Consider the following 23,623-nt stretch of genomic DNA (forward strand, 5'->3'; position numbering starts at 1 on the left):
CAGCCGCCCCCAACCGCAGGGCCCAACAAAAGGGCGGAGCCACACTGCCCCAAAGGCCAGCGCAGGCAAGGCCCTGCGGGCGCCGGGGCATCGCGGCTGCGAGACAATGCAGCGATGAACCCGCTTGCCGCCCGCACTGCTACCGCCTCGCCTCTGGATCTGACTGGTCAGGGGGGATTCGCAAACCTGGGCCCCGCATTCTTTACTGCGTTGCAACCCACCCCCCTGCCCCAGCCGCACTGGATCGGGACCAGCACCAACGTGGCGGATTTGCTGGCCCTGGATGCCGGCTGGATGGCTTCTGACGAAGCGCTGCAGGTTTTCACCGGCAACGCCCGTTTGCCGGGCAGCAGCCCCCTGGCCAGTGTTTACAGCGGCCACCAGTTTGGCGTGTGGGCCGGGCAGCTGGGCGACGGGCGGGCCATCTTGCTGGGCGAAACCACGGGCGGGCTGGAAGTGCAGCTCAAAGGCAGCGGCCGCACCCCGTATTCACGCATGGGCGATGGGCGCGCGGTGCTGCGCTCAAGCATCCGCGAATTTCTGTGCAGCGAAGCCATGCACGCGCTGGGCGTCCCCACCTCGCGGGCCCTGTGCGTTACCGGATCGCCAGCCCCCGTGCGCCGCGAAGCAATAGAAACCGCCGCCGTGGTGACCCGGGTGGCGCAAAGCTTCGTCCGTTTCGGCCATTTTGAGCATTTCGCTGCGCGCGGCCAACTGGACGAGCTGCGCACGCTGGCCGACTATGTGATCGACCGTTATTACCCCGCCTGCCGCACCACACCGCAACCCGGCGGCAACGCCTACGCCGCCTTGCTGCAGGCCGTGAGCGAGCGCACCGCCACGCTGATGGCCCACTGGCAGGCCGTGGGTTTTTGCCACGGCGTGATGAACACCGACAACATGAGCATCCTGGGCCTGACGATCGACTATGGCCCCTTCCAGTTCCTGGATGCGTTTGTGCCCGGCCATGTTTGCAACCACAGCGACACCCAGGGCCGATACGCCTACAACCGCCAGCCCAATGTGGCGTACTGGAACCTGTTTTGCCTGGCCCAGGCGCTGCTGCCGCTGATCGGTGACGAAGAACTGGCCCAGGCGGCGCTCGCGTCGTACAAAAGTGTTTTCTCCGATGACTTCATGGCCCGCATGCGCGCCAAGCTGGGTCTGACCACCGAGCGTGCCGGCGACGCCGAGTTGATCGACGCCATCTTGCGGCTGCTAGCCCAAAACGGCGTGGACTACACCATCTTCTGGCGGCGCCTGTCGCACGCCGTGGCGCAAAACCACTTCGAAGCCGTGCGCGACCTGTTTGCTGACCGGGCTGGCTGGGACCAGTGGTTGCTATCTTATTCAGAGCTGCTTGCGCTTACCGATAAAGCGCTATCGGCACATTTGATGCTAAAAATCAATCCCAAGTATGTGCTGCGCAACCACCTGGGCGAGCAGGCCATACGGGCCGCGAAGCAGGGCGATTTCTCCGAACTCCAAACCCTGCAGCGCCTGCTGGAGCATCCGTTTGACGAACATCCCGGCCACGACGCCTGGGCCGACTTTCCGCCCGACTGGGCTTCTTCCATAGAAATCAGCTGTTCATCATGAGCTTCCCCATCCAGAAAACCGACGCCGAATGGCAAGCGCTGCTCCAGGAAAAGGGCGCCGAACCGGGGGCCTTGCAGGTCACGCGCCATGCGGCCACCGAGCGCCCCTTTACCGGCAAATACGAAGCCCACTGGGCCGACGGCAGCTACCACTGCATCTGCTGCGGTGCCAAGTTGTTTGATGCGGTCACCAAATTCGATGCCGGCTGCGGCTGGCCCAGCTTCTCGCAGGCAGAGCCCGGCGCCATTGCTGAAATCGTCGATCGCAGCCATGGCATGGTGCGCACCGAAACCGTATGTGCACAATGCGGGGCACATCTGGGCCATGTGTTCGAAGATGGCCCGGCCCCGACAGGCCTGCGCTACTGCATGAATTCGGCATCGCTCGATTTCGAATCCGGCAAGGACTGAACTTCGCGCCCCGAGACCCGCGACCCGCGACCCGCGACGGAACCCATGAAAATTCTCATCGACTTCTTCCCCATCCTGCTGTTCTTCGGGGCCTACAAGCTGTACGGCATCTATGTGGGCACGGCCGTGCTCATGGGAGCCACGGTCGTGCAGATGGCCCTGATCTACGCCATCGACCGGCGCCTGCAGACCCTGCACAAGCTCACCCTGGCACTGATACTTCTGTTTGGCACACTCACGCTGGTGCTGCAGGACGATCGCTTCATCAAGTGGAAACCCACCGTGCTGTATGGCGCCATGTCTATCGCCCTCGCCGTGGCGGTGTGGGCCCTGAAGAAAAATTTCCTCAAGATGCTGCTGGGCAGCCAGATGACCCTGCCAGAGGGCGTGTGGCACCGCCTGAACGTCGCCTGGATCGTCTATTGCGCCCTCATGTCGGCCGTCAACGCGTATGTCGTCGTCAACTTCAGCACCGAGGCCTGGATGGATTTCAAGCTCTGGGGCTATATCTTCCCGCTGGTCTTCCTGGTCGGCCAGGGTATCTATGTGGCGCCGCACCTCAAAGGCGACGAGCCCGCGGCCTGAAGGAACACCCTCCATGACCACCCTCGCGCAGCAAATGCACCAAGCCCTGGCGGACCGGCTTACGCCCACCGCCCTGGATGTCATCGACGAAAGCGCCGCCCATGCGGGCCATGCCGGGGCCAACGGCACGGGTTTCGGCACCCATTTCCGGGTGCGCATTGCGTCACCTTTGTTTACCGGCCGCAGCCGCGTGGCGCAACATCGCCTTGTGTATGATGCGCTGCAAGAATTTATTGACCAGGGCGTTCACGCCATCGCCATTGAAGTTCTCTGAGCCCGCCACCATCTTTCGGGTTGCTGGCCTTCAGCCAGCAACCACCTTCTCATTTTTTGGATTCCGCATGAAGAAACAGCTCCTGTCCGGCCTCGTGGCCGCTGCCGTGCTGGGCACGATGGCCCTGCCCGTATCCGCCCAGAACATTGCCATCGTGAATGGCAAGGCCGTGCCCAAAGAGCGCGCCGAAGTCCTGCGCCAGCAGGTAGAGCGGTCCGGTCGCCCCGTGACGCCCGAAATGGAAGGTCAGATCAAGGAAGAAGTGATCGCCCGCGAAATCTTCCTGCAAGAAGCACAAAAGCGCGGCCTCGAAGCCTCGGCCGAATACAAGGCGCAAATGGAACTGGCCCGCCAGACCATTCTGATCCGCGAACTGTTCGCCGACTTCCAGAAGAAAAACCCCGTTACCGACGCCGAAATCCAGGCCGAATACGACAAATTCGCGGCAGCCAACAGCGGCAAGGAATACAAGGCCAGCCACATCCTGGTAGACAAGGAAGCCGATGCCAAGGCCATCATCGCGTCCATCAAGAAGGGCGCCAAGTTTGAAGATATCGCCAGGAAGCAATCCAAGGACCCTGGCTCTGGCGCCAAGGGTGGCGATCTGGACTGGGCCAACCCCGCCAGCTACGTGAGCGAATTCACCGAAGCCCTGATCAAGCTCAGCAAGGGCAAGATGACCGACACCCCCGTGAAAAGCCAGTTTGGCTGGCATGTGATCCGTCTGGACGATACGCGCCAGGCCCAGTTGCCCAAGCTGGACGAGGTCAAGCCCCAGGTGGCGCAACAGTTGCAGCAGCAGAAGCTGGCGAAGTTCCAGGAAGATCTGCGCGCCAAGGCCAAGGTGGAATAAAAAGGCCGTAGCGGCATCCGCCTTGAACGCCGGCGGATCCAGAAAAACGCGCCCAAGGGCCAATGCCAGTCAGTTAACCCACTGACTGGCATTTTTTCGTTGGCGGGTCGGCGCAACCCTTCATGCTCGGCCATCAGACGCATCCATCGCCTCCGCAGCGTGTAAGCGATCAGCCCCCAGGGAGCCTTTTTTCTTGCCTGGTTACCGAGATCAACCCTCCATTGCGCGGCGGGCGTGTCGATAATGCAAGTACATGCATCCATTCCCCTCTTCCACCACACTGCGCCTGCTTGCTGCTTCAGCCGTTTTGCTGCTGGCCGGTTGCGAGATTCCCGGCCTGGGCCCTGACCCGCGCATTGCCCAGCGCGAAGCCGAGGCCCAAGCCATCGGCGGCGCCTGCCGCCATGCGCTGCGGGGGCTGGAAGACTGCTACACGCTCAACCCCAAGGCCGCCAAGGCCTCGGTGTTTGCCGGCTGGAAGGACATGGACGGCTACATGCGCGAAAACAAGATCGAGGGCACGCCCTCGGTGCTCGGCAAGATAGACAAGCCGGAACGCAGCGAACGCGCCACCGACATCGAAACCGAACCCAGCGACGCCGCTACCGGCCGCAGCCGCAGCTGACGCCCGGCTGCAGCGCAGCAAAAGCCGGCCAGGGGATGGCAAGCCCTCCAGCCCGCGCCGTGCCTCAATCCCGCTCAAATACCGCCATGCTCTCCACATGCGCCGTGTGGGGAAACATGTTCACCATGCCAGCCGCCGTGCACCGGTAGCCGGCCAGATGCACCAGCAGCCCGGCATCGCGCGCCAGCGTGGCGGGGTTGCAGCTCACGTACACGATGCGTTTCGGCGGCGTCCAGCCTTCGGCCCCTGCAGGCAAGGGGCCCGCACCTTCGGCGCCGATGCGCGACTGCTCGATGTCGGCCAGTGCCTTGGCCAGCGCAAAAGCGCCTTCGCGGGGCGGATCGACCAGCCACTTGTCGGCCGCGCCGTCGGCCACCAGCATCTCAGGGGTCATTTCGAACAGATTACGCACTACAAAATTTGTAGCTGCAAGCGCTTTATGGTCATGCGCTACAGCCTGATTCAATGCATAGTTCTCGCGCGAACGGGCTACCAGCGCCTCGCTGCCCTCAATGCCCAGCACCTCGCGCGCCTGCGTGGCCAGGGGCAGCGTGAAGTTGCCCAGGCCGCAGAACCAGTCGATCACGCGCTCGTGCGGCTGCACGTCCAGCAGGCGCAGCGCGCGCGACACCAGCACGCGGTTGATGTGCGGGTTCACCTGGGTGAAGTCGGTGGGCTTGAAGGGCATGGTGATGCCGAAATCGGGCAGTGCGTACGACAACTGCTCACCACCTTCATCCAGCAGCTTCACGGTGTCAGGCCCCTTGGGCTGCAGCCACCATTGCACATGGTGCTCGGCCGCAAAGGCGCGCAGCTGGGCGATGTCGCCCGCGCTCAGGGGCTCCAGGTGGCGCAGCACCAGGGCGGTCACGGTGTCGCCGCAGGCCAGCTCGATCTGCGGGCAGGTATCGCGCGCATCCATGCCGGCAATCAGCGCGCGCAAGGGCATCAGCATGGCGTCCACATGGGGCGGCAGCACGGGGCATTGCTGCATGTCGGCCACATAGCGGCTCTTGCGCTCATGAAAACCAATCAGCACCTGGCCCTTCTTGATCACATGGCGCACCGACAGCCGGGCACGATAACGGTAGCCCCAGGCCGGGCCTTCGATGGGGCGCAGAACCGTCTCGGCCTTGACCTTGCCCAGGTGCCAGAGGTTGTCTTCGAGCACCCGCTGCTTGACGGCCACCTGGGCGCCGATGTGCAGGTGCTGCATCTTGCAGCCGCCGCAGGCGCCGGCATGCAAGCCAAAGTGCGGGCAGCCGGGGCGCACGCGTTGCGACGATTCGCGGTGGATCGCCACCAGGCTGGCCTGCTCCCAGTTGTTCTTTTTGCGGTGGGTGTTGGCGGTGACCAGCTCGAATGGCAGGGCACCGTCGATGAAAACGACCTTGCCGTCGGGCTTGCGGGCCACGCCCTGGGCGTCGAGGTCCATGGACTGCACCTGCAGCCAGCCCTCGGGCAGATCGCCTTGGGAGTTTTGCTCGGTCGGTTCAAACGAGGGGGATAGTTCTTTCGGTTCGCTCATCCCCCGATTGTCTCAGGCGCGGCACGCCCACCGACCATGCCGGCGCAGAGCGCGTGCGGATCAGCCCCGGTCCGCGCGCGCGGGCCGCATGCCACCGGGCGCTGACACAGCGGTCAGCGGCAGCTTGTTGATGGTGATTTCGCAGCCCTGCTCATCCAAAGAGAAAACCAGCGTGCCGCCCGGAGCCACCCGGGGCAGGGTTTCATGGATTTCGCGCGACATGTCCACCGGCGGCGTGGACGCCCGGTAAACAATCTCCTGATTGGGGGCATACACCCGATAGCAGGCGGCTGCCGCAGACTGGCTGGCAAAGGCGCCCGCCAAGGCAATGGCGGCATAGGGCAACATGGACATGGTCTTCTCCTCGCTCTGGCTGGAATGTGCAGCCATTATGCGGCGATGCCCCTCAGTCAACGCCCACCCGGCATCCCAACATCACCGCAGGTGCAGGTGGTTGGTGTGCTTGACCTCCTCCATCACCGCATAGGTGCGCGTCTCGCGCACACCCGGCAGTTGCCACAGCACATTGCCCGCAAACACGCGGTAGGCGTTCATGTCGGCAGATCGCGTCTTGAGCAGGTAGTCGAACCCACCTGCCACCATGTGGCATTCCATGATCTCGGGGTGCACCTGCACGGCGGCCTTGAACTGGTCGAACACATTGGGCGTGGTGCGGTCCAGCAGCACCTCCACAAACACCAGCATGCCCGCGCCCAGCTTCAGGGGGTTGAGCCGCGCCTCGTAGCCCAGGATGAAGCCATCGCGCGTGAGGCGCTGCACCCGCGCCAGCACGGCCGTGGGCGACAGGGCTACTGCCTCGGCCAGCTTGAGATTGGCAATGCGCCCGTCCTCCTGCAGGATTGACAGGATCTTGCGGTCAATGCGGCCCAGATCGGGTTCTGTTTGCATTTTGATTAGTAATTTATTCGTTGATAAGGCCAATTTTCGACCATTTATTCATCAACAACCCAAGGATCATCGCCAGTAACGCGCCGAACCCCTTGTTTGGCCCTCCAAACCACCGAAAGACACCGCCATGACGCAGCAGACCAACGCCCAGCCCTCCGCTCCATTTGCCGACTTCGCGCCCCGCACGCCGCTGAGCAACCCGCTGCGCGCAGCCATCACCGCCGCCTACCGCCGCCCCGAGCCCGAGGCCCTGGCCCCCCTGCTGGCCCAGGCCCGCCTGCCGCAAGAGCTGGCCACGGCGTCGCAGCAACTGGCGCTGCGCATTGCCAGGGCTCTGCGCGAGCGCAAGGCCAGCGCCGGCCGGGCTGGCCTGGTGCAGGGCTTGCTGCAGGAGTTCTCGCTGTCGTCGCAAGAAGGCGTGGCGCTGATGTGCCTGGCCGAGGCACTGCTGCGCATCCCCGACAAGGCCACGCGCGATGCGCTCATCCGCGACAAGATCAGCCACGGCCAGTGGGATGCCCACCTGGGCAAGAGCCCCTCGCTCTTCGTCAACGCCGCCACCTGGGGCCTGCTCATCACCGGCAAGCTGGTGGCCACGCACAGCGAGGGCAGCCTGGGGGCATCGCTGGGCCGCCTGATCGGCAAGGGCGGCGAGCCCCTGATCCGCAAGGGCGTGGACATGGCGATGCGCATGATGGGCGAGCAGTTTGTGACAGGCGAGACCATTGACGAAGCCCTGCGCAACGCCCGCACGATGGAAGCCGAGGGCTTTCGCTATTCGTACGACATGCTGGGCGAAGCCGCGCTGACCAGCGAAGACGCCAAGCACTACTACGCCTCGTACGAGCAGGCCATCCACGCGATTGGCAAGGCCTCTGCCGGGCGCGGCATCTACGAAGGGCCGGGCATCTCCATCAAGCTCTCGGCCCTGCACCCGCGCTACAGCCGCGCACAGTTTGGCCGCGTGATGGACGAGCTGTACCCGCTGGTGTTGCGCCTCACGGCCCTGGCCAAGCAGTACGACATTGGCCTGAACATCGACGCCGAAGAAACCGACCGCCTGGAGCTGTCGCTGGACCTGCTGGAGCGCCTGTGCCACGAGCCCACCCTGGCGGGCTGGAACGGCATTGGCTTTGTCATCCAGGCCTACCAAAAGCGCTGCCCGTTCGTCATCGACTACGTGGTCGACCTGGCCCGCCGCACCCAGCGCCGCCTGATGGTGCGCCTGGTCAAGGGCGCCTACTGGGACAGCGAAATCAAGCGCGCCCAGGTCGAAGGCCTGGAGGACTACCCCGTCTACACCCGCAAGGTGCACACCGACATTTCGTACATCACCTGCGCCAAGAAACTGCTAGCCGCGCCCGAGGCCGTGTACCCCCAGTTCGCCACGCACAACGCCGAGACGGTGGCCACCATCTACCAACTGGCGGGCAGCAACTACTACGCGGGTCAGTACGAGTTCCAGTGCCTGCACGGCATGGGCGAACCCCTGTATGAGCAGGTGGTGGGCGCCATCACCGCCGGTAAATTGGGGCGCCCGTGCCGCATCTACGCCCCCGTGGGCACGCACGAAACCCTGCTGGCCTATCTGGTGCGCCGCCTGCTGGAAAACGGCGCCAACACCTCGTTCGTGAACCGCATTGCCGACGAGACGATTGCACTGGATGAGCTGGTAAAGAGCCCCGTGCAAGTGGTGGACCAGCAAGCTGCGCTGGAAGGCACCGCTGGCCTGCCCCACCCCCGCATTGCCACGCCCCAGGGCCTGTATGGCACGCACCGCACCAATTCACGCGGGCTGGACCTATCGAACGAAAACACGCTGACCGCACTGACCGCTGCCCTGCAAGCCACGGCTGGCCACGCCTGGACGGCAGCGCCCCTGCTGGGCGCCGATGCACCCGCAGGCCTCACCCAGCCCGTGCGCAACCCCGCCGACCACAGCTATGTGGTGGGCCAGGTGCAAGAGGCCACCACCGCCGACGTGGACCAGGCCCTGGCCCACGCCCAGGCCGCCGCCGCCCCCTGGGCCGCCACGCTGCCCGCCGAGCGCGCAGCGGCCCTGCTGCGCACCGCCGACCTGCTGGAAGAGCGCATGCAGCCCCTGCTGGGCCTGCTGATGCGTGAAGCGGGCAAAAGCGCCAGCAACGCCGTGGCCGAAGTGCGCGAAGCCGTGGACTTCTTGCGCTACTACGCCGCCCAGGTGCAAAGCACCTTCGACAACGCCACCCACCTCCCGCTGGGCCCGGTGGCCTGCATCAGCCCCTGGAACTTCCCGCTCGCCATCTTCATGGGCCAGGTGGCTGCCGCGCTGGCCGCAGGCAACCCCGTGCTGGCCAAGCCCGCCGAACAAACCCCGCTGATCGCCGCCGAGGCCGTGCGCCTGCTGTGGCAGGCTGGCGTGCCGCGCGCGGCAGTGCAACTGCTGCCCGGCCAGGGCGAAACCGTGGGCGCGCGTTTGATTGGCGATGAGCGCGTGATGGGCGTGATGTTCACCGGCTCCACCGAAGTGGCGCGCATCCTGCAGCGCGCCGTGGCGGGTCGGCTCGACGCCGCAGGCCGCCCCATTCCGCTGATTGCCGAAACCGGCGGGCAAAACGCGATGATCGTGGACTCGTCCGCCCTGGCCGAACAAGTGGTGGGCGATGCCGTGTCGTCCGCCTTTGACAGCGCCGGCCAGCGCTGCTCCGCCCTGCGCGTGCTGTGCGTGCAGGAAGAAGCCGCCGACCGCGTGGTCGAGATGCTGCAAGGCGCCATGGGCGAGCTGCGCGTGGGCAACCCCGCCGAACTGCGCGTGGACGTGGGCCCCGTCATCGACGCCGAAGCCCAGACAGGCATCGTCCAGCACATCGAAAAGTTCAAGGCCCAAGGCCACCGCGTGTTCCAGCACCCGAACCATGTGTCGGCTGCCAGCGCACAGGGCACCTTTGTGCCGCCCACGCTGATCGATCTGAACCACATTGGCGAGCTGCAGCGCGAAGTCTTCGGCCCCGTGCTGCACCTGGTGCGCTACGCCCGCAATGACCTGGACCAACTGCTGAACCAGATCAACGCCACCGGCTACGGCCTGACCCAGGGCGTGCACACCCGCATCGACGAAACCATTGCCCGCGTGGTGAACCGCGCCCATGCCGGCAATGTGTACGTGAACCGCAACATGGTGGGCGCCGTGGTGGGCGTGCAGCCGTTTGGCGGCGAAGGCCTGTCCGGCACGGGCCCCAAGGCGGGCGGTCCGCTGTACCTGCTGCGCCTGCTGTCGCAGCGCCCGGCCGATGCGCTGGCACGCACCTTTGCCGAAGCCGACCGCGCCACACCGCCCGAAGATGCTGTGCGCGCGCGCCTGCTGGCGCCCCTGACCACCCTGCAGCAATGGGCGCAGCAACAAGGCAATGCGAACTTGGCCAGCACCTGCCAGCGGTTTGCCCAGCAAACCCAAAGCGGCACTGCCCGCACCCTGCCCGGCCCCACGGGCGAGCGCAATGTCTACACCCTGGCCCCACGCGCCCGCGTGCTGTGCCTGGCGCAAAGTGTGGACGACCTGCTGGTGCAGACCGCCGCCGTGCTCGCCAGCGGCGGCACGGCCCTGTGGCCTACCGACCAAACCAGCCTGCGCACGCAATTGCCCATGCTGGTGCAAGCGCAGGTCATGCTGCAGGACAACACACTGAACGACAGCACTTTGGAGTTAGACGCCGTGCTGCACCATGGCGACGCCCCATCGCTGCAGGCCGTGTGCACCGCCCTCGCCCGCCGCGCCGGGCCCATCGTGGGCGTGACCGCGCTGCAACCCGGAGCCACGGACATCCCGCTGGAGCGCCTGCTCATCGAGCGGGCACTCAGCGTGAACACAGCAGCAGCCGGAGGCAATGCGAGCCTGATGACGATGGGATGAGCATCCAGCACCGGACGGCCAGTCATCGTAGAGAAATTTGAATCAAACTAGCCTCTAGCGCTTACTAAGCATGGGCTAGCAGCTATTGATTAAATAGCAATCAAAATGCCGATGCCAGCGGCAGATTGAGCAACAGGTTCTGCGGCTTGATGCGCACCACGCCCTCGGCACTGGTCGCCAGCCCCAGATACACCGGTTTGCCCGCCACATCGGCCCGCATTTCGGCCGGGTTGACAAAGGTCAGCGTGAACAAGCTCACCAGACGCGCCATGCGTTCGGCATCCACCGGCCGGTCCTGGTACAGGTCATTGAGGATGGCGGTGGACTCCACATCCAGCCCCACATGCCAGCGCCACGCACTGTCGGTGACCTGGTGCACGGGCTCAATTTGCACTTGCACGCCCAGCAGGTGGGCCACCCAGCGCTCCAATACCCGCGCCAGCGCCTTCAGGCCTGATCGGGCGCGGGTCATCTTGAGCGTCAATCCATGGCTCAGGTCTTGCGTCAACTCGTGGGTCAGGTCGAGCAGAAAGTGGTGGCGATCACTCGCCTGCCAATACTGGCCAGCGTTGTCGGCGGCCAGCACCTGAACCTGCGCTGTCGGCTGCAGCGCACCGCTTTCCAGCAAAAGGCGCCCCATGTCGCCCAGGCCCGCGGTTTCGTTGAGCATGTCCAGCGTGGCGCGGTCGCCCGCGAGCATCTGCCCCTCGTGCAAGGTGATGCGCTGAGGCCGAAACAGCATTTCGGCGGCGCGGGCTTCGAAGGCGTCATTGCAGTTGTCGAGCAGGTTACGCAGCAGCGCCTGCACCACGGCATCGATGAACACGGCCGGCACATTCACCGCCCCGCTGCGCATGAGCTGCAGATAGAAAGCCTCCAGCGTGCCCGCGCGCACCAACGCATCGCGAAATCGCAGGAATACGGCGTAGTTCTCGCGTGCGTCGTCATCCGCCAGTGCCACCAGTTCCTGCGGCGCCACGGGCCGCAATGGCGACTTGGCCAAAGACTGGTGCAGGGCCACCTCTGCAGCGCATGACTCGGGCACCAAGGCAAGTTCGGGCCTGGCCAATATCCACTGGAAGTACGCGTCCGTCGGCAACAGCCAACCACGCGTGTCTCGCGCAAGCGACTGAAAGCCGCAATAGGGCCAGAAGTCGGAGGGCGAATTCATGTTGCAGCGCCTCCAGCTGGCACCGCTGCGCAGGGAAGAAAAGTATTCATCGGGTATAGCGCGACCCCAGGGAACGCCCTCGCGGGTCAGGTCATGGAGCGCAAAAAAAGAAACAAGCCAAGCATTGTGCCGACGCACGAGCACGAGAGCCGCAAAGGGCTCTTAGCCATATCCTCATATGACATCGCCCTGCCCTCACTTGCTCTGGCTTCGACAGAAACACAGTGTTGAGAATCTACCTCTGGCTGCTTCGGCGACGCTGCGCTCTACGAGGAGGCCGGGCACCAGAACATGAACTTTCCCGGTGCCCAGCTCAGGGCATGGCTGACCGCTTCTCAGGCAGCGTTGCGGATCAGTTGCGCCGCGCGTTCGCCGATCATCACGGCGGGGGCAATGGTGTGGCCGCTGATCAATGAGGGGATGACCGATGCGTCCGCAACCCGCAGGCCGGTAACGCCGCGAACGCGAAGCTTCCGGTGCGGTAAGACAGTTCGGCAAACGTCGGGGTTTCAAAACCACGACCCACGCTGGCGTACAAAGTCTGGTCGGGCGTGAGCCTGTAGGCCAGCGACACGACGGGCAACACCTTGCGGTGGCTGACCTGACCAGTATCGTCCGGGTTACCAGGTACAACATAGCGATCCTCGGACTTGAACTTCACCCGGCTGTAGCGCAGGCCGGTGTCCAGGCTCCATTGGGGGGCCAGTTGCCAGGTTGCTTGCACATAGGGGTCGATGTTGGTGACCGTGTTCTTTTCATTGCGGCGCAAGCCGCCTTTCACGCCCAGCGCTGTCGGGGCCGAAGGCGTTCCCGCGAAATTTTTATAGCCCTTGCGGTCTTCCTGCACGTAGTCCATGGCCAGGCCGGCGGTCACGATGACGGGAATGGGAGCCTCCACAAACTTGCCTGTCCAGCGTGCATCCGTGCCCATATAGTCACGCGCCAAGTCGATCACGCCGCCCGCGTGACCGGCAGCGGCTTGGGCGAATGCTGGGATCGACTGGTACTGTTCCATGGAGCGCTGACCGGCATACACCATGAGCGCGAGGCTGTTGACGCCGTCGAGGGTGCGTTCATAGGTGGCGCCAGCCTGGGTCTGCTTCAGCGCCTTGCGAGTGTTGTAGATCAGCGTGTTGGCGGAGACTGAGCGCGGATTCTTCTGCCAGTCGGCAAAAGCCAGACCCTGCGGGTCCTGCGCATCCGACTCCATGGTGTTGACCACGATGGTCAGGCGCGCGTCCTCGCCGATGGCCGTAGACAGCTTGGCGTTGGCAATGTTGCGGTCCGCCGCACTGTGGTCGCGATAGCCATCGGTCAGAAACCGGCTGGTGCTCAGCACATAGCTGAGCCCTTGGGCCGTCTGTCCGCTGGCCTTGGCGGACAGGCGCTTGAGGCCGTTGCTGCCCACGGAGTAACCGCCCTCCACCGCAGGACGGCCTTCTGGAGTTTCGGTGTACATGCTGACCACACCACCGGCCGAGTTGCCATACAAGGCCGAATACGGGCCACGCAGTACTTCTATGCGCTCCAGACTGCCGATGTCGATGTGCGAGAGAGCGCCTTGCCCATCCGGCATCGTGGCAGGGATACCGTCCACATACAGGCGCACCCCGCGCAGGCCAAAGGTGGAACGTGCGCCGTAGCCGCGGATAGACAGCTGCAGGTCCTGCGCATAGTTCTGCCGATTGTTGATCTGCAGTCCAGGCACGCTCGCCAGACTCTCCGACAGATTGATCTGCAACTGGCGGTCACGGATTTGCTCGCCGTCAAGCACGGTGGCGGAAGTGGGCAGTGCCTGCAGGCTGGAAGAGCCTGTCGCCGAACGCACCTCCACCGTTTCCAGGCGCGGCACCTCTAGTGTCTCGTTTGCGGCCGCTGAGGGGGACAACATTGCGTTGAGCGCACAAGCGCCCAGCAAGGTAGCCACAGTGTGGGCCGAGGCAGGCATATGAAATATGGACATGTCAAATTTTAGAACGCTATCGGCCAGCAGGCCTTGCTGGCACAGGGGGAGCGGTGGGAGATCGAGGGGGTGTTCAACGAGTTCAAGACGCACCTGCGCGCCAACAGCACGGTGCTGCGCAGCAAAACGCCGGAGTTGGTCCAGCAGGAGTTGTAGGGGCTGCTAGCGCACTTCGCAATCCGTCAACTCATGGCGCGAGCGGCCTGGCGCGATGCGATGCCCAAGAAAATCTCCGCAGGCCGCTGCGTGAGCAGTCGCGGGCGCTCCAACCCGCGCGGCGTCAAGCGCAAGATGAGCCACTTCAACATTCGCCATCGCGGTTCTGTCCCACATCAGCAGCATCAGTCCGTGTCGGCACTTCGTATCTGAACACCATGGCACTACCTTAAGCACGTTCAGCCCTGGCCTGTTCACGCGCAACCGAACGCGGCACAGTCAGTAGTGGCAATGGCTTTGGCCTGCGCTCCCTGGCCCGTGGTCCAATGCGGCCGGTGGTCTTGGCAATACGCAACGGGAAATGTAAGGGGGCAGGACGACCCCGTCGTGCGGGCAGACGCGCTCAAACTCGGGCAGTTCGTGACGCACCACCTCGCGCGGCAAGGCTGCGGGTGTCGCTGTGTGACCGACAAGTCAATGCCATCGAGCAGCCAGTGCAGTCACTCGACCGTCAGTGTGGGCAGGCGTGCGCCCATACTGAGCGCACCAACAAAAAAAGGACTTGCAGCATATGCTGCAAGTCCTTTGAACAATGGTCGGAGCGGCGGGATTCGAACTCGCGACCCTCTGCTCCCAAAGCAGATGCGCTACCAGGCTGCGCTACGCTCCGACAGCTCTTATTCTATCCCGTAAATCGAACGGGTTTGATATCTGTCACATTTCTTTTTTATGTCTTTCCTGCGATAGAACCCACTTTTTGATGCATCAGCGACTGGAGGGCCCCGGGCCACGACCAGCCAGATGGCGGAACGTAATGCGGCCCTTGGTGAGGTCGTAGGGCGACAGCTCCAGCGACACTTTGTCGCCCGCCAGGATGCGGATGTGGTGCTTACGCATTTTTCCCCCGGTATAGGCAATCAATTGGTGGCCGTTTTCCAGGGTGACGCGAAAACGCGAGTCCGGCAAAACTTCCGTCACGGAGCCTTGCATTTCAATCAGTTCTTCTTTGGCCATGGTTATCTCTTAAAAACAATATTCTGTGGTTGGTGCGCCAGCACATCGTGCATCCACAACCGCCGCCGTGCCTTCTGAGGCTCGGAGCACGGTGCTTTGCGGGCGGGAGAGTCGCTGCACACGGGGCGCAGATCAGAAAAGAGGCCGGGGAGACGGCTTCAATGGACAGGCGAGGCGCTGTGCATGAGCTTGTCGATTGTAGCGTGATGTCCCCATCCTGCCTATGCTGCTGCACCAAACGGTGCGACAGGGACCACAGCTCCTTCTTTCAGAATGTGCATGGTGCCGACCAGTGCGCGCACCAGCTCCGCCTGGGTAACGATGCCCACGAGCTGTTAGCCGCACCCCTTTCAAGGTGTTGCCCGTCCAATCGCCCGCAGCCAAACAGACGCCAGCCAGCGAGCGAGCGGCCCAGCCATCAGACCCGTACCAGTGGATGTTGCTGCAGCGCCAGCAGGTGGCGGGCAACTCGGCCAAGGCGCTGGACCACAGCCTCAAACGATGGATAGCGCTAACGCGCTTTGTCTATGACCCGCAATTACCGGCGGACAATAACTGGATCGAGAACCAGATCCGACCCATTGCCCTCGGGCGCTCGCATTGGTTATTCGCAGAAAGCCTGCGCGCGGGCCAGCGGGCCGCCGCCGTGATGAGCCTGATCCAGTCAGCGCGCATGAACGGGCACGACCCGTACGCCTATCTCGGCTGCCCACGTACAAGGCCACCCCACGGGCCATGGCCACATCCAGAGCCCAGGACGAGATCGTGACCGAACGATTCAGCGCCGTGCCGTCGAACCCCAGCTCCAGCAGAATACCGTCCTTGACCCCAGCGAGCGTCGCAGTGCTAGACGTGTAGATCAGTCGAATGCCTGCACTGCGCATCTTGTCGTCGTCGAACTGCGCGTCGCGCTCCGCGCTTTCGATACCCCTGAAACGAAACAAGGACCCGAAGGTCCTTGTTTTTACTAGCGTTTCTTGGGGTGGCTGATGGGGCTCGAACCCACGACAACAGGAATCACAATCCTGGACTCTACCAACTGAGCTACAGCCACCGTAGCTTTGAATTATAGCCCGAAAATACCGGGATTCACGCAAATATTTGTCAAATTTCCGATCAGCCCGGTGTGGACTGGGGGCGCGAAGCCTTGATCTGCACCTTGAAACGATCTTTCAGCAGTTCATAATAGGCCAACCCCTCGGCATTGCTCAACCACTGAAGGTATTGCTGACGTTCTTGGCGGGCGGTTTGTTCGTTGGGTGCCTCGCGTGGAACCAGTCGATTGATCTTGGCTACCGAATATCCCTGCGCTCCCAGGTCCACACCAACCCAGGCTGGCAAGGTGGCCGCACTGGCGCCCAACACAGCGTCCACCACAGGCCGCGGCTGATTCTGGGGTTGGTCACGCGAGATAACCATGGCCGGCTGGAGGTCAGCAACATTGTTCGGCGCAGCTTTCCATGCCGCCAGCTTGGTCTCGCCCTCCTTGCGCGCCAGTTCGGCCGATTTCTCGGCGACGTAAAGACTACGTACACGTGGTCGCACCTCATCCAGCGGCAGGGTGCGTGCAGCGGTGTAGGTGCTTATGCGGGCGGCTGCCATCTGGCTGGGTCCGATCTCTACTGCTTCGGTATTGCGCTTGTTCGCGATGGAGTCCGACGAAAACAGCGCTTCCAGCAGCTTGCCATTGGCCAAGGGGCCCGTCGCTCCAGGCGCCGACGTGCGGGTGACACCCGATGCGGTCAGCACCTTGAGCTTGAGTTTCTCAGCCACGGGCTTGAGGCTGTCGGATTGCTCGTAAACGCCATTGGCAAACGATTCGGCCACCTCGGCAAACTTGCGCTGCGCTTGCTGTTGCTTGAGTTCGGCTTCCATGGACGGGCGCAGTTCTTCAAAGCTCGGCTGAGGCGGTGTCTTGATATCCGTCAGCAAGATGATGTGGTAGCCGAAATCGGTTTCCACCACATCGCTGATATCCCCTTTTTTCATCGCAAAAGCCGCTTCCTCGAACGGCTTGACCATGGCACCCAGTCCAAAGAAATTCAGATCGCCACCGGCGCCGGCAGACCCTGAATCCTCGGACGACTTCTTGGCAACCTCCGCAAAAGTGGCGGGGGCCTTGCGCACCTGCTCCAGCAATTGCGTTGCACGGGCCTTGGCTTTCTCGCGGTCGGCGGCCGGCGCATCCTTGGGCGCATTGATCAGGATATGACTGGCGCGGCGTTCTTCCTTGCCGGCAAGGCGGGCCACGTTTTCCTTGTAATAGGTACGCAGGTCGTCTTCGTTCAAGGTAATGCCAGCACGCACGCTGTCAAGATCCAGCACCACATATTCCACGGCAGCCTGTTCGGCCTGCTGGAAATCGGACGTATGGGAATTGTAATAGCCCTCCAGATCTGCATCCGTTGGCGTTACCTTGTTTGAAAAATCGGCAGGATTGAAGCGTGCAATCTGCACCTCCCGGCGTTGGTACAAGGCATCCAGCGACAGCTTGACCTGCGCATCGGTGCTGAAGGCGGAGCCCATGACCCCGCCGACGACCTGGTTCACTGAAATTTCCCGGCGCACGTTGGCTTCGAAGCCTTCCGGCGTCAGTCCTTGGGCGCCAACCAGGGCGCGGTAGGCCTCGGCATCGAGCGATCCATCGGGGCGCTTGAGGGCGGCAATGGCCGGTATTTCCTGCAGACTGCGGGCCAGGCGACTGTCACTGGTGACGAGGTGCATTTTCTGTGCTGCTGCCAGAAATACCCGGTCTCGCACCATACGCTCCAAGGTTGCATAACGTGCCTCGGGAGAGTCGAGCAGTTTGGCATCCAGCGTGGGTGACTGGGCACGGATTCTGTCTGTCTCCATCCTGTGTGCGTTATCCCAGTCGGTCTGCTTGATGTCGTGACCATCAACGCGTGCAACGACAGCACTCTTTTCGGAGAAGTAGTTGCTGTCAATGCCCACCAGCACAAACGATGGAATGATCAGCAAGAACAACAAGAGCATCACGATCTTAGAGTGCTTGCGGATGGATTCAAACATGGTCGATCTTTCAGTGACAAAAAAACAAAAGGCGAACTTTCGTTCGCCTTTGTTCGGTGGTGGTGGGTCCTGACGGTCTCGAACCGCCGACCTACTCCGTGTAAAGGAGCCGCTCTACCAACTGAGCTAAGGACCCCAACCTAACTGGCCATCAATTCAAGGCGTCTTTCAAAGCCTTGCCTGGACGAAACTTCGGAACTTTAGCAGCTTTGATTTTAATCGCAGCGCCGGTACGGGGATTGCGGCCCGTGCGAGCAGCCCGCTTGCCAACTGCGAATGTGCCGAAACCGACGAGCGAAACAGTGCCGCCCTTCTTCAGGGTCTTCTTGACGGCCTCAATCGTGGATTCCAGGGCGCGCGCTGCAGCGGCCTTGGAGATATCGGCGTTGGTAGCGATGTGCTCGATCAGTTCGGTTTTGTTCACAAGAAGCCTCTCGGAAAAGAGTTGATGGAATGTCTCGCGGATATCTGGTCCTCACACGTCCAAAAGCACAACCCTTCGGGCTGGTGGGCATCAGACGGGGGAATGACTGGCGTATGCAGCAGGCGCTGCTGCATCAGATTAAAGCCATCGAGTTTCCGGGTGTCAATACAACACGCTGGTTTGACGCAGCGTTGATTGGAATTCTAGTCGCATTTCACGGTACGACGGGGCTTGCAAGGCGCTTTTGTCTCAAAGCCGCAGCATGGGCAACATTCCCGATTGACACCGCACGGGTGTTGCTGGCTACAGCGCCGCGGCGATGGCGCGCCCTACGTCCTGTGTGCGGGCTTTTCCACCCAGATCAGGCGTGCGCGGGCCGCCGCCTTGCGGATCGAGCACGGCCTCGATGGCAGCCAGCACGGCATCGTGCGCAGCGCGGTAGCCGAGAAAGTCGAGCATCATCGCGCCGCACCAGATCTGGCCGATGGGGTTGGCAATGCCCTGCCCTGCAATGTCGGGCGCCGAGCCATGCACGGGCTCGAACAGCGAAGGCATGGTGCGCGTGGGGTTGAGGTTGGCGCTGGGCGCGATGCCGATGGTGCCGGTGCAGGCCGGGCCCAGGTCCGAGAGGATGTCGCCAAACAGGTTGCTGGCCACCACCACATCAAAAAAATCTGGGCGCTGCACAAAGTGCGCGGTAAGGATGTCGATGTGGAACTTGTCCACCTTCACATCGGGGTAGGACTTGGCCATCTCGGCCACGCGCTCGTCCCAATAGGGCATGGTGATGGCGATGCCGTTGGACTTGGTGGCGCTGGTCAGGTGCTTTTTAGGGCGCGACTGGGCCAGCTCGAACGCGAATTTCAGCACGCGGTCCACGCCGTGGCGGGACATCACCGTCTCCTGCATCACGATCTCGCGCGGCGTGCCTTCGTACATGCGACCGCCGATGCTGGAGTATTCACCCTCGGTGTTCTCGCGCACGATGAGCATGTCGATCTCACCGGGCAGGCGGGGTGAGCCATCGCGCCGCACCACGGGGGCGATCACGCCGGGCATGAGGCGTGCGGGCCGCAGGTTGATGTACTGGTCGAACTCGCGACGGAACAGCAGCAGCGAGCCCCACAGCGACACATGGTCGGCAATTTTCTCGGGCCAGCCCACGGCGCCAAAATAGATGGCTTCGTGGCCGCCGATCTGGTCCTTCCAGTTGTCGGGCAGCATCTTGCCGTGCTTCTCGTAGTAGTCCCAGCTCGAAAAGTCGAAATGGTCGAATTGCAGGTCGATGCCGAATTGGCGGGCCGCCGCGTCCATCACGCGCAGGCCTTCGGGCATGACCTCTTTGCCAATGCCGTCACCGGCCACCACTGCGATGCGATGCTTCGCCATTCACTCGCTCCTGAAAATATAGCTATCAGCGCTTACCCATCAAGCGCTAGCGGCCAAAAATACTTAAAAACTACTTCACTCGGGCCCGAATCTCAGGCAGTGCCTTTTGCAGGTAATACACCATGGACCACACCGTGAGCACGGCCGATACCCAGATGAGCCAGGTGCCCCACACCCCGGTATCGATCACGCCAAACAGGTGCCCGTCGTACAGCAGGAACGGGATAGCCGTCATCTGCACCGCGGTCTTGACCTTGCCGATCATGTGCACGGCCACGCTCTTGCTGGCACCGATCTGCGCCATCCATTCGCGCAGGGCCGAGATCGCGATCTCGCGGCCAATGATGATGAGCGCCACAAACACATCGGCGCGCTGCAGATACACCAGCACCAGGAGCGATGCGCAGACCAAAAACTTGTCGGCCACCGGGTCGAGAAAAGCGCCGAACGAAGACGTCTGGTTGAGCTTGCGCGCCAGAAAGCCATCGAGCCAGTCGGTGGCGGCAAACACCACGAACATCACGGTGGCGATGAGATTGCGCGTGGCCGGGTCGAGCGGCGCGTAGAACACCCCCACGATCAAAGGTATCGCGACGATGCGCGTCCAGGTCATGATGGTGGGAATGGTGAAAAACATGGGCGTGATTGTGTCACGCTGGCCCGGCCGATTTCAGCGCAGTGCGCGATAGATTTCTTCGGCCAGCTCGCGCGAAATGCCGTCCACCGTCACCAGGTCTTCCACACTGGCCGCCGCCACGCCGCGCACACCGCCAAAGCGCTGCAGCAGCCGGGCGCGCTTCTTGGGGCCCACACCGGCAATTTCTTCGAGCTGCCCGCCGCCCACGCGCACCTTGGCGCGCGCGGCGCGCATGCCGGTGATGGCAAAGCGGTGGGCCTCGTCGCGGATCTGGGCGACCAGCATCAGCGCGGCCGAATCCTTGCCCAGATAGACCTTTTCGCGCCCGTCGGCAAACACCAGTTCTTCCAGCCCGACCTTGCGGCCCTCGCCTTTTTCCACACCCACGATGCGCGTGAGGTCCAGCCCGAGCGCCGTGAACACCTCGCGCGCCACGCCCACCTGGCCCTTGCCGCCGTCGATCAGCACCAGGTCAGGCAGGCGCGCCACGCCCTTGGGCCTGGCGGCCTCCTCGACCCCAGGCGCAGGGTTGGCCGCAAAGTCGATGCCCCCGGCCTCGCGCGCGGCCTCGGCCACCTTGCTGTAGCGGCGTGTGAGCACCTGGCGCATGGCGGCGTAGTCGTCGCCGCCCGTGATGCCTTCGATCTTGTAGCGGCGGTATTCGCTGCTCTGCATCTTGTGGTGGTGGAACACCACGCACGAGGCCTGGGTGGATTCGCCCGCCGTGTGCGAGATGTCAAAGCACTCGATGGTGAGCTGGTCCAGGTCTTCGGGTGGCAAGTCCAGTGCCTCGGCCAGCGCGCGGGTGCGCGCCTGCTGCGATCCTTCTTCGGCCAGCAGCCGGGCCAGTTGCAGGTCAGCGTTCTTTTGCGCCATGTCCAGCCAGGCGCGGCGCTGCTCGCGCGGCTGGTGGATGGCATGCACGCGCACACCGCTTTGCTCGGTCAGCGCCGCCAGCAGGGCCTTGTCCACCGGCACGCTGGTCACCAGCAAAGGCGGCACGGGCACACCGATGTAGTGCTGGGCGATGAAGGCTTCCAGCACCAGCGCCTCCACCGGGCGCGCAGCGGCGGCCGAGACAAGGGCCGCGCCCTCGTCACACCCCGAACCATCAGCCGCTGGCCCTGCATCCTCGGGGCTTTCCGCGTTGTAGACGGCGGCAGCATCCTCCACATGCACCGGAAAGTAAGGCCTATCGCCCAGGTGCCGCCCGCCGCGCACCATGGCCAGGTTCACGCAGGCACGGCCACCCTGCACGCGCACGGCCAGAATGTCCACATCCTTGTCGTCGATGGTCTCGATGGATTGCTGGTGCAGCACGCGCGACAGCGCCTGGATCTGGTTGCGCACCTCCGCGGCCTGTTCAAACTCCAGCTTGTCCGAGTGCGCCATCATCCGCGCTTCCAGTGCCTGCAGCAGCTCCTGGGTTTCGCCGCGCAGCAGGGCCTCGGCGTTCTGCACGTCGGCGGCATAGGCCTCGGGCGAGATCAGGTTGACGCAGGGCCCCGTGCAGCGCTTGATCTGATAGAGCAGGCAGGGCCGCGTGCGGTTGGCAAACACCGTGTCTTCGCAGGTGCGCAGCCGGAACACCTTTTGCAGCAGCTGGATGGTTTCCTTCACCGCCCAGGCGCTGGGGTAGGGGCCGAAATAGCGGTGCTTTTTATCGACCGCGCCGCGGTAATAGGCCATGCGCGGAAACACCTGGCCTGGCGCATCGCCCGTGCCATTGGCGGTGCCCGTGATCTTGAGGTAGGGATAACTCTTGTCGTCGCGGAACAGGATGTTGAACTTGGGGTTCAGCGACTTGATGAGGTTGTTTTCCAGCAGCAGCGCCTCGGCCTCCGAGCGCACCACCGTGGTCTCCATGCGCACGATCTTGCCGACCATGTGGCCGATGCGCGTGCCGCCATGGTTCTTTTGAAAATAGCTCGAGACGCGGCGCTTGAGGTTGAGCGCCTTGCCCACATAAAGCAGCGCACCTTGCGCATCAAAATAGCGGTAAACACCGGGCAGCGCGGGCAGCGCAGCCACCTGCGCCAGCAGTTCTTCGGAATGCACATCAGACATGGCACGTATTGTGGCCGCGCGCTGGGCAGCACCCAGCGGCCACCCCCAAACGCTACACAATCAATAGCTGTTAGCGCTTATCCATCAAGCGCTAGCGGCCCATTTGACCATTATTCTGCTTCGATCTTCGAGCTTTTCACCACCGAGGCCCAGTTGGCCAGATCGGCCTTCACCTTATCCCCCAGCTGCGCGGGTGCCTGGTAGTCGGCCGTGGCGCCCTGCTCCTGCGCCTTTTGCTGGAAGGCGGCGTTCTGCACCACAGTGCGGATGTCAGCCGTCAGCTTGTCCACCACCGCCTTGGGCACGGCGGCCGGGGCAAACACGGCAAACCACGAGGTGGCGTCGACCTTGGGATAGCCCGCCTCGGCGGTGGTGGGCACATCGGGCAGGCTGGGCAGGCGCTGTTTGCCGGTCACGGCCAGCACGCGCAGCTTGCCCGCGGCGATGTGCGGCATGAAGGGCGGCGCGGTGCCAAAGGTCAGATCCACCTGGCCACCCAGCAAATCCTGCAGCGCGGGGCCCGTGCCCTTATAAGGCACATGCACCATCCTGATGCCGCCCTGCAGCTCCAGCATGGCACCGGTCACATGCTGCAGCGAGCCGTTGCCCGACGAGGCGTAGTTCAGCTTGCCGGGGTTGGCCTTGGCATAGGCGATGAGATCGGGCAGCGTCTTCACCGGCAGGTCGGCCCGCACCACGATGATCTGCGGCGCCGATATCACATTGGCCACCGGTTGAAAGTCGCTTTGCGCCCACTGCGGCACCTTGGTGAGGTGGGGCGAGATGACGTGGTAGCCCGAGTACTGCATGAGCAACGTGTAGCCATCGGCCTCGGCGCGCTTGACGATGCTGGCGGCAATGTTGCCGTTGCCACCGCCCTTGTTGTCCACCACCACCGACTGGCCCAGCACCGGCGCCAGCGCCTGGGCCAGCATGCGGGCCGACAGGTCGGTGGTGCCGCCCGCTGCAGTGGGCACCACCATGGTCACGGTTTTGGCGGGATAGACGCCTTGCGCCCCCGCGCTGCCGATCGTGCCCAGGGCGAGGGCCGCGATGGCCAGCGTGGTGCATTGTTTGCGATTGAGGTTCATGTTTCTGTC

General features: G+C 63.3%; 19 protein-coding genes, 3 tRNA genes and 3 pseudogenes. 9 read left to right on the forward strand and 16 right to left on the reverse strand.

What is annotated here, in order from left to right:
• Window positions 1-114 precede the first annotated feature (114 nt).
• From CCX87_RS10805 to CCX87_RS10830, 6 genes are all read left to right on the forward strand, one after another.
• Window positions 115-1,599, forward strand: coding sequence for a protein adenylyltransferase SelO (locus CCX87_RS10805; protein WP_087746214.1), 1,485 nt, complete (start codon window positions 115-117; stop codon window positions 1,597-1,599).
• On the forward strand, window positions 1,596-2,009 hold the full coding sequence (gene msrB / locus CCX87_RS10810) for a peptide-methionine (R)-S-oxide reductase MsrB (RefSeq protein ID WP_087746216.1): 414 nt from the start codon (window positions 1,596-1,598) through the stop codon (window positions 2,007-2,009). Before CCX87_RS10805 ends, msrB begins: the two co-directional genes overlap by 4 nt.
• 45 nt (window positions 2,010-2,054) lie before the next feature.
• The gene (locus CCX87_RS10815; protein WP_087746218.1) at window positions 2,055-2,594 is read left to right on the forward strand and encodes a septation protein A; all 540 of its coding nucleotides are present in this window, start codon (window positions 2,055-2,057) and stop codon (window positions 2,592-2,594) included.
• A gap of 13 nt (window positions 2,595-2,607) precedes the next feature.
• The gene (locus tag CCX87_RS10820) at window positions 2,608-2,868 is read left to right on the forward strand and encodes a BolA family protein (RefSeq protein WP_087746220.1); all 261 of its coding nucleotides are present in this window, start codon (window positions 2,608-2,610) and stop codon (window positions 2,866-2,868) included.
• A 67-nt stretch (window positions 2,869-2,935) separates the two neighbouring features.
• Window positions 2,936-3,721 (forward strand): foldase protein PrsA, encoded by a 786-nt coding sequence (locus tag CCX87_RS10825; protein ID WP_087746222.1) that lies wholly within the window; start codon window positions 2,936-2,938, stop codon window positions 3,719-3,721.
• A 253-nt stretch (window positions 3,722-3,974) separates the two neighbouring features.
• Window positions 3,975-4,346 (forward strand): hypothetical protein, encoded by a 372-nt coding sequence (locus CCX87_RS10830; RefSeq protein ID WP_087746224.1) that lies wholly within the window; start codon window positions 3,975-3,977, stop codon window positions 4,344-4,346.
• 64 nt (window positions 4,347-4,410) lie between these two features.
• Here the strand turns inward: CCX87_RS10830 and rlmD are convergent, their stop codons facing one another.
• From rlmD to CCX87_RS10845, 3 genes are all read right to left on the reverse strand, one after another.
• Window positions 4,411-5,874: a 23S rRNA (uracil(1939)-C(5))-methyltransferase RlmD gene (gene rlmD / locus CCX87_RS10835; protein ID WP_087746227.1), complete on the reverse strand. Its 1,464-nt coding sequence runs from the start codon at window positions 5,872-5,874 to the stop codon at window positions 4,411-4,413.
• A 60-nt stretch (window positions 5,875-5,934) separates the two neighbouring features.
• Complete coding sequence (locus CCX87_RS10840; RefSeq protein WP_087748295.1) at window positions 5,935-6,228, reverse strand: hypothetical protein; 294 nt, start codon at window positions 6,226-6,228, stop codon at window positions 5,935-5,937.
• A gap of 81 nt (window positions 6,229-6,309) precedes the next feature.
• Window positions 6,310-6,783: an Lrp/AsnC ligand binding domain-containing protein gene (locus CCX87_RS10845; RefSeq protein ID WP_087746230.1), complete on the reverse strand. Its 474-nt coding sequence runs from the start codon at window positions 6,781-6,783 to the stop codon at window positions 6,310-6,312.
• Window positions 6,784-6,910: 127 nt separating this feature from the next.
• Here CCX87_RS10845 and putA point away from each other — a divergent pair, with 127 nt between their 5' ends.
• Entirely contained in the window at window positions 6,911-10,672 is a 3,762-nt protein-coding gene (gene putA / locus CCX87_RS10850) for a trifunctional transcriptional regulator/proline dehydrogenase/L-glutamate gamma-semialdehyde dehydrogenase (protein WP_087746232.1), read from the forward strand.
• A 100-nt stretch (window positions 10,673-10,772) separates the two neighbouring features.
• Here putA and CCX87_RS10855 read toward each other — a convergent pair whose 3' ends face one another.
• The 3 genes and pseudogenes from CCX87_RS10855 to CCX87_RS10865 all read right to left on the reverse strand — a co-directional run bounded on the left by CCX87_RS10855 (window position 10,773) and on the right by CCX87_RS10865 (window position 13,806).
• Window positions 10,773-11,843 carry a DUF6352 family protein gene (locus CCX87_RS10855; protein ID WP_087746234.1) on the reverse strand — a complete coding sequence of 357 codons (1,071 nt, stop codon included), beginning with the start codon at window positions 11,841-11,843 and terminating at the stop codon, window positions 10,773-10,775.
• Window positions 11,844-12,178: 335 nt separating this feature from the next.
• Window positions 12,179-12,316, reverse strand: a pseudogene (locus CCX87_RS10860) (GMC oxidoreductase); the annotation flags it as partial.
• Window positions 12,253-13,806, reverse strand: a complete 1,554-nt coding sequence (locus tag CCX87_RS10865; RefSeq protein WP_335622356.1) for a TonB-dependent receptor domain-containing protein — start codon at window positions 13,804-13,806, stop codon at window positions 12,253-12,255. The pseudogene CCX87_RS10860 and the gene CCX87_RS10865, both read right to left, overlap by 64 nt.
• A gap of 48 nt (window positions 13,807-13,854) precedes the next feature.
• Between CCX87_RS10865 and CCX87_RS21650 the strand changes: the two are divergent.
• Window positions 13,855-14,175, forward strand: a pseudogene (locus tag CCX87_RS21650) (hypothetical protein); the annotation flags it as partial.
• A gap of 380 nt (window positions 14,176-14,555) precedes the next feature.
• Here CCX87_RS21650 and CCX87_RS10875 read toward each other — a convergent pair.
• Together CCX87_RS10875 and infA are read right to left on the reverse strand one after the other, a co-directional pair.
• Window positions 14,556-14,632, reverse strand: a tRNA-Pro gene (locus CCX87_RS10875).
• Window positions 14,633-14,727: 95 nt separating this feature from the next.
• Window positions 14,728-14,976, reverse strand: coding sequence for a translation initiation factor IF-1 (infA, locus tag CCX87_RS10880; protein WP_024815327.1), 249 nt, complete (start codon window positions 14,974-14,976; stop codon window positions 14,728-14,730).
• A gap of 427 nt (window positions 14,977-15,403) precedes the next feature.
• On the opposite strand from infA, the pseudogene CCX87_RS10885 reads away from it, so the two are divergent.
• Window positions 15,404-15,745: pseudogene (locus tag CCX87_RS10885) on the forward strand (IS66 family transposase); the annotation flags it as partial.
• 209 nt (window positions 15,746-15,954) lie between these two features.
• On the opposite strand, the gene CCX87_RS10895 reads toward CCX87_RS10885, so the two are convergent.
• From CCX87_RS10895 to CCX87_RS10930, 8 genes are all read right to left on the reverse strand, one after another.
• Window positions 15,955-16,030 (reverse strand) — tRNA-His (locus CCX87_RS10895).
• Between the two features lie 62 nt (window positions 16,031-16,092).
• On the reverse strand, window positions 16,093-18,006 hold the full coding sequence (locus CCX87_RS10900) for a SurA N-terminal domain-containing protein (RefSeq protein WP_087746236.1): 1,914 nt from the start codon (window positions 18,004-18,006) through the stop codon (window positions 16,093-16,095).
• Window positions 18,007-18,066: 60 nt separating this feature from the next.
• Window positions 18,067-18,142, reverse strand: a tRNA-Val gene (locus CCX87_RS10905).
• A 15-nt stretch (window positions 18,143-18,157) separates the two neighbouring features.
• The gene (locus tag CCX87_RS10910; RefSeq protein WP_024815362.1) at window positions 18,158-18,430 is read right to left on the reverse strand and encodes an HU family DNA-binding protein; all 273 of its coding nucleotides are present in this window, start codon (window positions 18,428-18,430) and stop codon (window positions 18,158-18,160) included.
• 303 nt (window positions 18,431-18,733) lie between these two features.
• On the reverse strand, window positions 18,734-19,819 hold the full coding sequence (locus tag CCX87_RS10915; protein WP_087746238.1) for a tartrate dehydrogenase: 1,086 nt from the start codon (window positions 19,817-19,819) through the stop codon (window positions 18,734-18,736).
• A gap of 70 nt (window positions 19,820-19,889) precedes the next feature.
• Window positions 19,890-20,456 (reverse strand): CDP-diacylglycerol--glycerol-3-phosphate 3-phosphatidyltransferase, encoded by a 567-nt coding sequence (gene pgsA, locus CCX87_RS10920; protein ID WP_087746240.1) that lies wholly within the window; start codon window positions 20,454-20,456, stop codon window positions 19,890-19,892.
• 33 nt (window positions 20,457-20,489) lie between these two features.
• Window positions 20,490-22,523, reverse strand: coding sequence for an excinuclease ABC subunit UvrC (gene uvrC / locus CCX87_RS10925; RefSeq protein ID WP_087746242.1), 2,034 nt, complete (start codon window positions 22,521-22,523; stop codon window positions 20,490-20,492).
• 110 nt (window positions 22,524-22,633) lie between these two features.
• Complete coding sequence (locus tag CCX87_RS10930) at window positions 22,634-23,614, reverse strand: Bug family tripartite tricarboxylate transporter substrate binding protein (protein WP_087746244.1); 981 nt, start codon at window positions 23,612-23,614, stop codon at window positions 22,634-22,636.
• Between the last annotated feature and the right edge of the window lie 9 nt (window positions 23,615-23,623).

It is taken from the genome of Acidovorax sp. T1, assembly GCF_002176815.1.
Taxonomy (GTDB): Bacteria; Pseudomonadota; Gammaproteobacteria; order Burkholderiales; family Burkholderiaceae_C; genus Acidovorax.

What these genes read in the sequence shown, in the direction of transcription:
- CCX87_RS10805 (WP_087746214.1), top strand. Translation starts at nt 115, where the DNA reads ATGAACCCGCTTGCCGCCCGCACTGCTACCGCCTCGCCTCTGGATCTG.
- msrB (WP_087746216.1), top strand. Translation starts at nt 1,596, where the DNA reads ATGAGCTTCCCCATCCAGAAAACCGACGCCGAATGGCAAGCGCTGCTC.
- CCX87_RS10815 (WP_087746218.1), top strand. Translation starts at nt 2,055, where the DNA reads ATGAAAATTCTCATCGACTTCTTCCCCATCCTGCTGTTCTTCGGGGCC.
- CCX87_RS10820 (WP_087746220.1), top strand. Translation starts at nt 2,608, where the DNA reads ATGACCACCCTCGCGCAGCAAATGCACCAAGCCCTGGCGGACCGGCTT.
- CCX87_RS10825 (WP_087746222.1), top strand. Translation starts at nt 2,936, where the DNA reads ATGAAGAAACAGCTCCTGTCCGGCCTCGTGGCCGCTGCCGTGCTGGGC.
- CCX87_RS10830 (WP_087746224.1), top strand. Translation starts at nt 3,975, where the DNA reads ATGCATCCATTCCCCTCTTCCACCACACTGCGCCTGCTTGCTGCTTCA.
- rlmD (WP_087746227.1), bottom strand. Translation starts at nt 5,874, where the DNA reads ATGAGCGAACCGAAAGAACTATCCCCCTCGTTTGAACCGACCGAGCAA.
- CCX87_RS10840 (WP_087748295.1), bottom strand. Translation starts at nt 6,228, where the DNA reads ATGTCCATGTTGCCCTATGCCGCCATTGCCTTGGCGGGCGCCTTTGCC.
- CCX87_RS10845 (WP_087746230.1), bottom strand. Translation starts at nt 6,783, where the DNA reads ATGCAAACAGAACCCGATCTGGGCCGCATTGACCGCAAGATCCTGTCA.
- putA (WP_087746232.1), top strand. Translation starts at nt 6,911, where the DNA reads ATGACGCAGCAGACCAACGCCCAGCCCTCCGCTCCATTTGCCGACTTC.
- CCX87_RS10855 (WP_087746234.1), bottom strand. Translation starts at nt 11,843, where the DNA reads ATGAATTCGCCCTCCGACTTCTGGCCCTATTGCGGCTTTCAGTCGCTT.
- CCX87_RS10865 (WP_335622356.1), bottom strand. Translation starts at nt 13,806, where the DNA reads ATGTCCATATTTCATATGCCTGCCTCGGCCCACACTGTGGCTACCTTG.
- infA (WP_024815327.1), bottom strand. Translation starts at nt 14,976, where the DNA reads ATGGCCAAAGAAGAACTGATTGAAATGCAAGGCTCCGTGACGGAAGTT.
- CCX87_RS10900 (WP_087746236.1), bottom strand. Translation starts at nt 18,006, where the DNA reads ATGTTTGAATCCATCCGCAAGCACTCTAAGATCGTGATGCTCTTGTTG.
- CCX87_RS10915 (WP_087746238.1), bottom strand. Translation starts at nt 19,819, where the DNA reads ATGGCGAAGCATCGCATCGCAGTGGTGGCCGGTGACGGCATTGGCAAA.
- pgsA (WP_087746240.1), bottom strand. Translation starts at nt 20,456, where the DNA reads ATGTTTTTCACCATTCCCACCATCATGACCTGGACGCGCATCGTCGCG.
- uvrC (WP_087746242.1), bottom strand. Translation starts at nt 22,523, where the DNA reads ATGTCTGATGTGCATTCCGAAGAACTGCTGGCGCAGGTGGCTGCGCTG.
- CCX87_RS10930 (WP_087746244.1), bottom strand. Translation starts at nt 23,614, where the DNA reads ATGAACCTCAATCGCAAACAATGCACCACGCTGGCCATCGCGGCCCTC.